This is a genomic window from Bradyrhizobium lablabi (assembly GCF_018131005.1).
In the GTDB taxonomy this organism is placed as follows: domain Bacteria; phylum Pseudomonadota; class Alphaproteobacteria; order Rhizobiales; family Xanthobacteraceae; genus Bradyrhizobium; species Bradyrhizobium lablabi_D.
In genome coordinates this window covers 188193-200327 of record NZ_JAFCJK010000010.1, presented here as the reverse complement: position 1 = coordinate 200327, position 12135 = coordinate 188193, and the positions used below count along the sequence as shown (strand labels likewise).

General features: G+C 62.3%; 10 protein-coding genes. 8 read left to right on the top strand and 2 right to left on the bottom strand.

All coding sequences use genetic code 11. From position 1 onward, the window contains the following. Position 1: 1 nt before the first annotated feature. The 4 genes from JQ553_RS27425 (at position 2) to JQ553_RS27410 (ending at position 4376) form a co-directional block, all read left to right on the top strand. A complete protein-coding gene (locus JQ553_RS27425; protein ID WP_212503161.1) occupies positions 2-1114 on the top strand; it encodes an amidohydrolase family protein in 1113 nt (370 codons plus the stop codon). 70 nt (positions 1115-1184) lie between these two features. Further along, positions 1185-1598 carry a Rieske (2Fe-2S) protein gene (locus tag JQ553_RS27420; RefSeq protein WP_212503160.1) on the top strand — a complete coding sequence of 138 codons (414 nt, stop codon included), beginning with the start codon at positions 1185-1187 and terminating at the stop codon, positions 1596-1598. Positions 1599-1613: 15 nt separating this feature from the next. Next, positions 1614-3095 carry an aldehyde dehydrogenase gene (locus JQ553_RS27415; protein ID WP_212503159.1) on the top strand — a complete coding sequence of 494 codons (1482 nt, stop codon included), beginning with the start codon at positions 1614-1616 and terminating at the stop codon, positions 3093-3095. Between the two features lie 132 nt (positions 3096-3227). After that, positions 3228-4376 (top strand): ABC transporter substrate-binding protein, encoded by a 1149-nt coding sequence (locus JQ553_RS27410; protein WP_212503158.1) that lies wholly within the window; start codon positions 3228-3230, stop codon positions 4374-4376. Positions 4377-4554: 178 nt separating this feature from the next. On the opposite strand, the gene JQ553_RS27405 is transcribed toward JQ553_RS27410, so the two are convergent. After that, on the bottom strand, positions 4555-4878 hold the full coding sequence (locus JQ553_RS27405; RefSeq protein ID WP_212503157.1) for a hypothetical protein: 324 nt from the start codon (positions 4876-4878) through the stop codon (positions 4555-4557). A 172-nt stretch (positions 4879-5050) separates the two neighbouring features. On the opposite strand from JQ553_RS27405, the gene JQ553_RS27400 reads away from it, so the two are divergent. From JQ553_RS27400 to JQ553_RS27390, 3 genes are all read left to right on the top strand, one after another. Continuing rightward, a complete protein-coding gene (locus JQ553_RS27400) occupies positions 5051-6433 on the top strand; it encodes an FAD-binding oxidoreductase (protein ID WP_212503156.1) in 1383 nt (460 codons plus the stop codon). Positions 6434-6464: 31 nt separating this feature from the next. Then, a complete protein-coding gene (locus tag JQ553_RS27395) occupies positions 6465-6971 on the top strand; it encodes a cupin domain-containing protein (protein ID WP_212503155.1) in 507 nt (168 codons plus the stop codon). 774 nt (positions 6972-7745) lie between these two features. Then, positions 7746-10892, top strand: a complete 3147-nt coding sequence (locus JQ553_RS27390) for an autotransporter outer membrane beta-barrel domain-containing protein (RefSeq protein ID WP_212503154.1) — start codon at positions 7746-7748, stop codon at positions 10890-10892. A gap of 12 nt (positions 10893-10904) precedes the next feature. On the opposite strand, the gene JQ553_RS27385 is transcribed toward JQ553_RS27390, so the two are convergent. Continuing rightward, complete coding sequence (locus tag JQ553_RS27385) at positions 10905-11513, bottom strand: TetR/AcrR family transcriptional regulator (RefSeq protein ID WP_212503153.1); 609 nt, start codon at positions 11511-11513, stop codon at positions 10905-10907. A 122-nt stretch (positions 11514-11635) separates the two neighbouring features. On the opposite strand from JQ553_RS27385, the gene JQ553_RS27380 reads away from it, so the two are divergent. Beyond that, positions 11636-11815, top strand: a complete 180-nt coding sequence (locus JQ553_RS27380; protein ID WP_212503152.1) for a hypothetical protein — start codon at positions 11636-11638, stop codon at positions 11813-11815. Positions 11816-12135 lie beyond the last annotated feature (320 nt).

Sequence of the window (12135 nt, the reverse complement as noted above, 5' to 3'; positions counted from 1 at the left end):
CATGAGTGAGGTCATCGACCGCCCCATCCTCGAGCAGGAGAACACCGCCGCGACGCGGCTCAAGATCATCGATTGCGACGTCCATCCGAGCATCCACGCGCTCAGCGACCTCAACGAATTCCTGCCGAAGCGCTGGCAGCAGCATTTGAAGGAATATGGCAGCCACCTGCGCACGCCTTACATCGGCACCACGCCCTATCCGCGTTCCTCGCCCTTGATCGCGCGGCGCGACGCCTGGCCGCCGACCGGTGGGCCGCCGGGCTCCGACCTCGATTTCATGCGCAAGCAGCATCTCGATCCCTTCGACGTCGAGTTCGGAATCCTGCAGGTGCTCGACCTCTTCATCTTCTCGCAGCAGAATCTCGAGTTCGGCGCCGCGATCCAGCGCGCCATCAACGACTGGCAGCTCGCCTTCTGGTCGCACCGCGATCCGCGGCTGAAGGCCTCGATCCTGGTCGGGCAGGATGATACGCAGCTTGGCATCGCCGAAATCGATCGCTGCGCCAAGATCGGCGAATACATCCAGATCAACGTCTCGCCGCGCGCCAACGAGCCGCTCGGGCGCCGCCGCTACTGGCCGATCTACGCGCGCGCCCAGGAGCTTGGGTTGCCGCTCGGCCTCCATGTCGGCGGCTATGGCGGGCACGCGCCGACCGGCGGCGGTTGGCCGTCCTATTATTGCGAGGAACATCAGTCGAACGCGCACACGGTGGCCTCGCAGCTTGCGAGCCTGGTGCTCGAAGGCATCCCCGAGCGCTTTCCGCAGCTGAAGATCGTGTTCATCGAGGGCGGCTTCGGCTGGATCCCTTCGGCGATGTGGCGGATGGATCAGCATTTCGAGCACTTCCGCAGCGAGGTGCCGCATTTGAAGCGCAAGCCGTCCGAATATGTGAAGGAGCATTTCTGGTTCACGACGCAGCCGATCGACGAGCCGGATGAGGCGAGGCATCTGCGCTCGCTGATCGAATGGGTCGGCATCGAACGGCTGTTGTTCTCGTCGGATTATCCGCACTGGGATTATGACGACGCACGTTACGCGTTCAAGACGCCGCTGACCGAGGCCGAACGGCGCAAGATCTTCAACAGCAACGCCCGCGCGGTGTACAGGTTCTGATTCTTGTTTTGACGCGGTTTCTTTACGCGAACCGGAGTCCACTTCGCTTGCAGACGCTACAAGGAATACAATGGCCCGTCACATCGTCGCGTGCACCAGCGATATCCCTTCGGGGGGCAACAAGGTCGTCGGCGTCGAGGGGCGCGACATTGTCGTGTTCCACGTCAACGGCGAATTCTTCGCGCTGCTCAATCGCTGCCCGCATGAGGGCGCTCCGCTCGAGAAGGCGGCCTGCGTCGCGCGCCTGACCTCGCCGGAGCCCGGTGTCTACCACCGCGAACGCATCGGCGAAATGCTGCGTTGTCCATGGCACGGCTGGGAATTCGACATTCGCAACGGCCAGTCCTGGTTCGATCCGAAGCGCTTCAAGATCCGCTCCTACCCGGTCGCGGTCGAGAGCGGCGCGGAGCTGCAAAAGGGGCCGTACGTGGCGGAGACATTTCCGGTGCATGTCGAGGACAATTACGTGATTGTCGAAGTGTAAGGCGTGGAGGGTATCGTGAAGACTTATCAGCTTTACATTGGCGGCCAATACGTCGACCCCGCCAACGGCGAGTGGTTCGATTCGATCGACCCCTATCGCGGTGAGCCCTGGGCGAAGATTCCGCGCGGCTCCAAAGCCGATGCCGACAGGGCCGTGAAGGCGGCCAATGAAGCGATGTGGCGTGGTCCCTGGTCGAAAATGACGGCGTCGGCGCGCGGCAAGGTGATGCGCAAGCTCGGCGATCTCGTCGCCGCGAACGCAGAGCGTCTCGCCGAGATCGAGGTGCGCGACAACGGCAAGCTCATGGCTGAGATGCTGGGCCAGCTCCGGTACCATCCAGAGTGGTGGTGGTACTACGGCGGGCTCGTCGACAAGCTGGAAGGCGGGCTTGTGCCGATCGACAAGGCCGAGACCTTTGCCTACACGACGCATGAGCCTGTCGGCGTCGTCGCGGCGCTCACTGCCTGGAATTCGCCGCTGCTGTTCGTCGCCTGGAAATGCGCCGCGGCGCTCGCCGCCGGCTGTGCCGTCGTCGTCAAGCCGTCGGAATTCACTTCTGCCAGCACGCTGGAGTTCGCTGCCTTGACCAAGGAGGCCGGGATTCCCGATGGCATCTTCAACGTGGTCACGGGGTTCGGGCCCGAGATCGGCAGCGAGTTGATCTCGCATCCCGGCGTCGCCAAGATCACCTTTACGGGGTCGGATGCCACGGGCGCGAAGGTCTACGAGACCGCCGCGCGCAGCCTGAAGCGGGTGTCGCTCGAGCTGGGCGGAAAGTCCCCCAACATCGTCTTCGAGGATGCCGATCTGGGCGCTGCCGCGGCCGGCGCTGTTTCCGGCATCTTCGCCGCGACGGGCCAGACGTGCATCGCCGGATCGCGCCTGCTTGTGCAGAGCTCGATCAAGGACAAGTTCGTGGCTCGACTTTTGGAGCTCGCGCGGTCCGCCAGGATCGGCGATCCGATGCAGCCGGACACCAATATCGGCCCGATCACCACGCCCGCGCAGTACAAGAAGGTGCTCGATTATATCGACGTTGCGAAAGCGGAGGGAGCGCGCTGCTTGCTCGGCGGAAAGCCGGCGTCCGGCAAAGGCATCATCGGCGGCCAGTTCGTCGAGCCGACCATCTTCACCGACGTCGATAACACCATGCGGATCGCGCGCGAGGAGGTATTCGGGCCGGTTCTCTCGATCATCAGCTTCGACACTGAGGAAGATGCAATTCGTATCGCCAACGACACGATTTACGGCCTTGCCGCGGGCATCTGGACCCGCGATCTAGCGCGCGCCGTGCGCGTTCCGAAGCAGCTGCGCGCCGGAACCGTGTGGGTGAACACTTATCGGGCCATCAGTTACATGATGCCGTTCGGCGGCATGAAGCATTCGGGTGTGGGGCGCGAGAGCGGCATCGACGCGGTCTACGAATATCTGGAAACCAAGAGCGTCTGGATTTCGACTGCGCAGGATGTGCCGGCCAATCCTTTCGTCATGCGCTGATCGATTCGAAAGCCGGCCAGGTCCCTGATCCGAGGGACAGACGTGTTCCACGGAATCGGCTATGCGAAGCTGACGTGGCGGCTATTTTCTGCCGCGCGTCACACAACAAAGAACTGCCCGGGAGGATTTGCGATGAAGCTGGCTCTTGCCGGACTTTGGATGTTCGCGACCGCGATGCTCGTAGCCCCGAACGCCAATGCGGACATCAAGGTCGGCATCGTCGTGTCCGCTTCCGGACCGGGCTCGGCGCTCGGTCAACCCCAGATGCGAGCGGTTGCTGCGCTTCCGCAGGAAATCGGGGGCCAAAAGATCGTCTACGTGGCCCTCGACGACGAGTCGGACCCTACCAAGGGTACTCAAAACGCCCGACGCCTGGTGATCCAGGACGGCGTGGACATTCTGATTGGCTCATCGCTCACTCCGGTGACGATGCCGATGCTGGACGTCGCCGCGGAATCCAAAACACCGATCATTTCGCTCGCCGCGGCGACGGCAATCGTGCGGCCGATGGACGACCGCCGCCGATGGGCGTTCAAGGTGGTTCCCAACGACGATCTGATGGCAGGAGCGATCCTCAAGCACATCGCGAAATCCGGGATCAAGACTCTCGGCTACATCGGCGTATCGGATGGATATGGCGAGGGCTATTACAAGGAAATCTCCCGGCTCGCACCGACCCTGGGCCTGACCGTCACAACGCACGAAGTCTACGCGCGCGCCGACACCAGCGTCACCGGTCAGGCCCTCAAGGTGCTAGGGACCAACCCGGAGGCGGTGTTTATCGCCTCCGCGGGCACGCCTGCCGTGTTGCCGCAGGAGGCGCTTCGCGAACGTGGTTATTCAGGCAAGATCTTCCAGACCCACGGTGTCGCATCGGAAGAATTCATCAAGCTCGGTGGCGCCAATGTCGAAGGCGCCGTGTTCACCGGGGAGGCCTTCACCATCGCCGACGATCTCCCGCCGAACGATCCATTCCGGAAGGTGCGCGAGGAACTCGTCTCAGCCTACGAAAAGGTGAACGGGCAGAAGCCGAACATCTTCGCCGCGCATTTGTGGGATGCCATCGCACTGTTCAAGAAAGCGGCGCCGAACGCGCTGAAGGCCGCCAAGCCCGGCACGCCGGAATTCCGAGCCGCGCTGCGCGACGAGCTGGAGCAAGGCAAGGACGTCTATCTGAACAACGGCCTCTCCACGATGAGCTCCACCGATCATAACGGCTATGACGAGCGCTCCGCCTTTCTCATCAAGGTGGAGGGAGGAAAGTTCAGGCTGGCAAGATAGTGCCGACACCAGCCGATGTCTGGCAGTGCGACTCCGTTTGGCGAAATGCTGTGCTGAACCGTTCCCAAAGACGACAAGAGTGCGGCGACCCGCACTACGGCTGTAACCGCATTTTGCGCAGTTGAGATAATATCGTAGCAGGCAAGGCAGATTCTTCGCATCGATTAGCGGAGGTCTTCTATTGCCTGAACATCAGTCCTGCTTGCCGGCTCGGGCCGCCGATTTTGCAGCTCTTTTGCTTGCTGGCGCCCCGACATCCCGGACGATCCGGCGGCGCCTCGCCGATGGCCGTGCGCTGGTCCAATCGTTTGCGCGCCAAGCTCGCGCTCTTCGCGATCTGCACAAGCTCGGTGGTGGCTTTGACGCCATGCACGTCATCCAGCTCGTCGACCTGATCGCACGACGCGGTCACTCGGGCGCGGAGACAAATGGTACGGAGCCAAGCCGAGCAATCGCCGCGGCCGATGGTGCCTTCTTCGGCAGATCTCGGGCGGCCGCGCAACAACGGATTCCCATTCAACGAGGCTAGAGCATGATCCGGAAAAGTGTGTCGCGGTTTTTCTCGCGACAAACGCGCAGCGTTTGCGCGGAGATCACGCTCAAACAAGGACCTAAAGCGCGATGACGATTCAACCTAATCTGATCGCGCTTCAGGTCGCGGAGACCGGAAAACAATGACTGATTTGATCGAAGACACACTGGGTGTACTGAACGGCCAACTTCGTGGCCGCGTCTCAAGGCCGGGCGACGACCGGTACAGCGCAGCAACGGCTATCTGGGCAAAGCCGGTCGGCCCCATGCCGCGCATGGTTGTTCACTGCCAAGCGCCCCAAGACATTCAACTCGCGATCGCAGCCGCGCGTTCCGCCGGGCTTTCGTTGTCGGTACGTGGCGGCGGACACGACTGGACCGGCCGCGCACTCTGCGACGGACTCGTGCTGGACCTCAGCGAGATGAGGGACGTGGTCGTCAGCGCGGACCGTCGCAGTGCGCGCATCTCGGGAAGTGCACGCGCTTCGGACGTCGTAGCGACAACCGATCCGCTTGGTTTGGCCGCCGTGACCGGCACGTGTAGCACGGTCGGAATGGCCGGCCTCACCTTGGGCGGCGGATACGGACCACTCATTGGCCGTTGCGGCCTTGCGCTCGACAATCTCCTCGCCGCCGATGTGGTGCTGGCGGATGGGCGCATCGTTACCGCCGAACGCGGCCGCGAAGAGGATTTATTCTGGGCATTGCGTGGTGGCGGCGGAAACTTCGGCGTCGTGACCACAATGCGCATTCGTTTGCACGAGATACCGAACGTCGTCTTCGGCACGCTTGTTTATCCGTTTTCGGAAGCCAAAACGGTTCTGCAGCGCCTCGCCGACGCGACGCGTTCCATGCCCGACGAGTTGACAGTTCAGGTCAGCGCCGTTGTCCGTCCGGACGGCACGCCGATGATCCTGCTGATGCCAACATGGTGCGGCGTTCAGGATCAGGGCGGCAGCCATATCGCACCCTTGCTTGAACTCGGTACGTTGCTCAGCAACACGGTGGGCACGGTTCGCTACGGTACATCGATATCGGTGCTCGACGCGCATATCGTGAACGGGCAGCGGGCATTCGTGGATACGTGTTCGCTTCCGGCGCTCGACGAGGCTGGGATAGACGTCCTTGTCGAGGCCATGGCGAGGGCCGAGTCGGCCGGATGTAAAATCATTACCCACGAGTTCAGGGGCGCAGCCACCCGAGTACCGGTCAAGGCGACGGCATTCGGGCTTCGCCGTGACCACGTGATGATCGAAATCATCGCTTCGTGGTCCGACCGATCGGATCTATCGGAAGAGCGCCGGCACCAGCAGTGGGTCCGCGACACGCGGCGGGCCTTCGACACGCTGGCACTTCCCGGCGGATATCCGAGCTTGCTGGGGGGCGACGATATGGACCGAGCTGCTGAAGGCTATGGTCCCAACATCGAACGGTTGGTCAGGATCAAACAACTCTACGATCCCGACAACGTCTTTTGTTCCGCCATTCCCCTGCCGACCGGCCAGCGCGCGGTTGCGTCGAAATAGTTTGCCAAACCCAGCTTGGGTCGAGAGCAATATGACAACCAACAAGGCAATTGAGAGCAGCGCCGCCCGCGATCAAGCCAATGATGAATGGCTGCAACTCACGCCGGGTGAACGGTTCAGGATCAGTGTCTCCTCAGCGCAGACGAAGGGAGCCTATTCGGTCATGGAGTTTGTCGCCCATCATAACAACGGCGTGCCACTTCATATTCACGGCAACGAAGAAGAGCACTTTATCGTACTGGGGGGCACTCTCGACCTCGCCGTTGGCAACCGGAGATGGCATGTAGCCGCCGGTTCATGCGCCACCGCAAAAAGGGGCGAACCTCATGCCTGGCGCAATCCAGCGGATACGCCCCTGCACATGCTGGTGGTGTTTTCGCCGGGCAGTATCGACGCGATGTTCAGAGCGTGTGCAGGTGTCAATGATGTCGACAAGATTGTGGCCATTGTTGCGCCCTACGGTACTCAGCTAACCGGACCGCCGCTGGGCGAGAGCGACTATTCGATCTACTCTCCGCGGGAAGACAGTGGCCTTTGAGCCGAATCGGCTTCAGCGCAGAAAGAACGCGGCGTGGCGTCTCCCGGTTTAGGAAAAGCTTTGGGGGTGCCAAACCTGTCTCCGTGTGCGGCCTCAGTCGTTTTCCACGTTAGGCCGGCTCCAATCCGAGCACCTGCGCACTCTTCAGCCAGATTGGCGATCCCTTAGGCCGCGCGCGCCGGTTCCAGCGGAAAGTGCTGCGAACATCCTTCACCTTCGGATCGTTATTGAGTTCCGTTCAAGAGGTCGGCGACCGGTAGCGGCACTGTTGCCGGTGGCGGCAGCGCTGCCGGTGCTATGCCAATCGAGCACCGGCCGCATTCGGTTCATCCGATCGATCGTCCGAACACGCGCAATGAATGGGAACCCCAGCGGAAATCACAACGCATCGTTCTTTGTGTGACTCAAAGACAACAGCCCGTGCAGCAAATTGCAAAACATTCGCGACTGCCACAATCGTGGCGATCTGTCACAACACTGTTGTGTCAACGATTTGCGATTTGAGATTGCAACAATTTTTGCGCGTTTTGCGGCGGGATAGCGCGACCCACTTCTTTCAATTTTTAGTTGTAGACGGCTGACGCCTACGAAAGGGGGTTGCGCGCAATGAAGTGCGAACGCTTTCGCTCGGACAATAGCGAGAAAAAGGCATCATCAAAGGGCGTTTTGCGCGTTTTGCGAAAACTGCCTGCTGTCCCGCGGACGCAACGTTCGGAGCCGGGCAATCTCAGGTCACGGGGCGTTCCGAAGCCGAGCCAGTTGAGTCTTGCGGCGTTGGCTGTAATTGCGTCGGGTGCCATCGTTGATACGGCCGAGGCTCAATCCTGCACGGTTGCGGCAAATTCGACGGTCACACTCACAAGTGGAACTTGTTCAATCAATCAGAATACCACGCTCACGGGGTCTCCCGCTGTTCACGCAAGCACCAGCGCACAGATCACCACCAACAACGTCAACATCAATCCCTTCAACGGTGGCAGCATCGGCGGTCTGGCCGATACCACCGGCACCATCATCTTCAGTGCCGGATCGAGCATCAACGGCAATTGGAGTACGGCCGCATCAGCGCAAAGCGGCGGCCAGATCATCTTTCAGTCAGGGTCGGCCATCAACCCGGCTTTCGGGGGCGGCGGAACTGCGCTGCTTGCCAACGGGGCAGGCTCCCAGATCAGCGCGACGGGCCTTGCCGTCAATCTCAACAGCGCCGGTAACAACGTGGCCGCGAGGGCGACGAATGGCGCCACTATCAATCTCACGAGCGGCAATTCGATCAGCTACGCCGCTGGCGGCGGCGGCAACACGGCGCTTTGGGCAACCGGCGCCGGCAGCCAGATTATGTCGCTGGGCACGACGATCTCGATGCCCGGCGGCGGAGGTAACGATGTCGGCGCGCGGGCGGACACGAGCGGTACCGTAACGCTGAGCGGGGGAACCGTCAGCGTTACGGGCAATGGCGGCGGGGAGACCGGTCTCTTGGCGCAATCGGCCGGAAGCAGCATCACGGCAAACGATGTTGCGGTCACTACCTCCGGCGGCGGCGGGGACGTTGGCGCGAAGGCGCTTAGCGGTGGCGCCATTTCGTTAACAGGAGGCAGTGTTGCCGCAATCGGCAGCGGCGGCGGCGAAATCGGGCTGCAGGCGAGCGGCGCCGGGAGCTCGATCACTGCGACCGACTTGGCTGTTACCGTTCCGAGCAGCAGCGGCGGCCGCGGGGCGCAAGCCGCGTCGTCCGGCACGATTACACTGAACGGAGGCAGCGTCAGCACCGGCGGCACCTCCGCTATCGGGCTCCAGGCGACCGGGACCGGCAGTTCCGTTGCAGCCAACGGGACCGCGGTCAGTACCAGCGGCGACAACGCTGTTGGTGCGCAGGCCGACAGTGCGGGGCACGTCGGGCTCATGAACGCGACCGTCAAGACATCCGGCGCTTCGGCGACCGGCTTGCTCGCAACCGGAACAAATTCGTCGATGAGTGCGATCGGCGGCGTTGTAACCACGTCGGGTTCGACCGCTCACGCCGCCGCAGTGACGGGCGGCGGCACGCTGGACGTGACGGCGGATTTGACCGCCACTGGCGCCGGCTCAAATGCGCTCAATGTGAGCGGCGGCAACGCGACTGCGACCGTATCCATCCTGACCAGCCCGAACGGTGCTTCGATCGCCGCCCCCGGCGGCACCAGCAATGTGACCTTAAACGGCGTGGAGGCGGTCGTGAACAACGGCGAATGGCTGAATGTCAGCGGTGGCGCCACGCTCAACCTCACGTCCGATGGCTCGATCCTGCAGGGCGTTGCACTCACCGACGCCGGCAGCACGTCCAACGTCACGCTGCAAAATGGCTCGCTTTGGACAATGACGGGCAACTCAAACGTCACCAACCTGACCAACGTGTCGAGCGAAATCCAGTTCACGCCGCCTGTCGGGGATCCCACCCTGCTGTCGAGTTACAAGACGCTGACGGCGGTGAACTATGTGGGCCAAAGTGGCACGATCGGGCTCAACACGTTTCTCGGCGCAGACGGCTCACCCTCGGACAGGCTCGTCATCAACGGAGGCACGGCAAGCGGCAACTCCTTCTTGAGGATTGCCAATACCACCGGCGCCGGCGCGCTCACGACGGGGAACGGCATCCTGGTCGTCGATGCGATCAGCGGCGCCATTACGGAGACGGGAGCGTTCGCGCTGGCTCGGCCGGTGCTGGCAGGCCCCTACGAATACGGCCTGTTCCGCTCGAGCGTTGACGCCAGCAACCCTCAGGCCTGGTATTTGCGCTCCGCCCTCGACTGCGCCGCCCATCCCAGCCTGCGCATCTGTGGAGGCGGAGGTGGAGGTGGAGGTGGCGGCGGCGGTGGTGGCGGCAGCGGAGGCGGAGGAGGAGGTGGTGGAGGTGGAGGTGGTGGAGGAGGCGGCGAAGGTGGAGGCGGCGGCAACATCATCCCAAACTTCAGGGAGGAGACCTCGCTTTACGCGGCTCTGCCGTCGATGTCGCTATTGTACGGTCGCAGTCTGCTGGACACGCTGCATGAGCGCGTCGGCGAGGAGGAAGACGCGCGCTTTCGCGCCGATCCCGAACACGCAAGGGTTGGTTGGGGCCGCGTGATCGGGCTCAACGGCGTGCACGAGGGCGACAGTGTTGGTGTGCTCGGCGGCTCGGCCGGCCCGCACTTTTCGTATAATTTCCTGGCACTCCAGGCCGGAATGGATTTCTTTCGATACGACCATCCCGACGGCTCGCGCGATCAGGGCGGGGCCTATTTCGCGATTGGTGGCGCCCAGGGGCGGGTCGCCCATTTCGATGGCCAGATAGGCGACAGCAATTTTGCGGCCTACACGCTCGGCGGCTACTGGACGCATTTCGGCCCGACAGGCTGGTACATCGACTCGGTCCTGCAAGGCACACTCTACGACATGCGCAGTTCGGGAGATCGTGGCATTCCGGCACTCAAGACCGGCGCTCAAGGGGGTGCTGCCTCGATCGAGGGCGGATACCCTTTCAAGTTCGCGGGCGGATATTTCATCGAGCCGCAAGCGCAACTGGTCTATCAGAACATCCATGTCGATGATGCGAGCGACATCGCGGCACGGATCCGCTTTACGGACGTGAATTCATTGGCTACCCGGATCGGTGCCCGGTTTGGTCGGACTTGGGCGATCGACGATAGTCCGCGCACGATCACGGCCTGGATACGTCCAAATCTTTGGAACGAATTCCTGGGGAACCCGACGACGTTGTTCTCCTCGGAAACCGGCTTCGTTCCCTTTCATGCCGATCTCGGCGGCCTGTGGGGAGAGATCAATGCCGGCATCAGCGGCCAGCTGACGTCGACAACGACGCTATATGCCAATGCGTCATATCAGAGCCGGTTCGATGGCGGCGGCTTTGCTTATGATGGAAAGGTCGGACTCCGGGTCAATTGGTAGCGAACGCGCGCCCTAATCGCGCTTCGCCGTCAGCCCGTCGATCATCGCGCGCGTCAGTGTCGCGATCTCTTGGCGCAGCGCGTTGAGCGGGACGGCGATCAGCTTCTGTTCGAGCCCGAGCGCGACCATGCCGTGCACGGCGGAGAACAGGCTGCGCGCGGTGACGCCGAGCTGGGTGGCCGAGCGTTGCGGGAAGAGGACGGCGAGCGGCTTGTAGATGTGGCGGAACAGGTCCATCTGCTCGGTTACAGCCCATTCCGGCACCGGCTTGCCAGGCTGCATGCGGTGTTCGAACAGGGCGCGCCACAGTTCGAGATTGTCGGCTGCGAAATCGCAATAGGCGACAGCGATCCGCGCCAGCATCTCGCGCGGCGTTGCCGGGCCGCTGATCTCGGCAAGCGAGAGCGAGGCGTCGAGCCGCGCCAGCGTGCGCGAGCCGACGCGCAGGATCAACTCGTCGACATCCTCGACCAGATTGTAAACGCCGCCATTGGCGACCCCGATTTCCTGCGCCAGTTTGCGCGTTTTCAGGCCCGAAAGGCCTCTTGCCGCTATCGCGCGCTCCGCCGCCTCAATCAGCGCCTCGCGCATTCTTGCACGCCTTTCCAATGCCTTGGACATAATTTTCCCAATTCCACCCGCCAATAAGCGTGATCGTGAGCGTCGCTCAAATATATCTTGAGCGATGATCAAGATATGGTATTGCCGATTCATGAGCGATGCTCATAACAGGGAGCAGCCAAATGTTCAAAACTGTTTTGATGCCTTTCCGCGGCGTCGCCGCGGTGGGGGAGAACTGGAAGACCGGTATCGCCCATATCGAGGTCCGCGCGACCGCGGTGCTGGAGGGCGGCCGGCAGGACCCGCCCGCGAGGCGGCGCAGGCGAAAGCCAATCTGGAGGCCGAGCACGATGCGGCGATGATCGCGCGTACGCTGTTCGCCTCGGAGATCACGCGCCTCAAGCTCGATCGCGGCCGCCGGCTTTTTGACGCGGGATATCGATGCAGCCCGGATCGTCCCATTCGTCGACGTTGCCGTCGCGGGCGTGCTCACCATCGGCCTGATGACGGATGCGCGCGCTGTTCGAATCGCAGGAGCCGGGCGCGCTGAATTCCGTCGCCGTCTTGCCCGCGCTGACGCGCGAGCAATTGATTGCATGCCTCAGCGGTCGTCCGAAAAGATCATGCTCAAACAAAAATCCGGGTAGGCTACAATCCCGTTGCATTCCGCATTGAAGGGGTC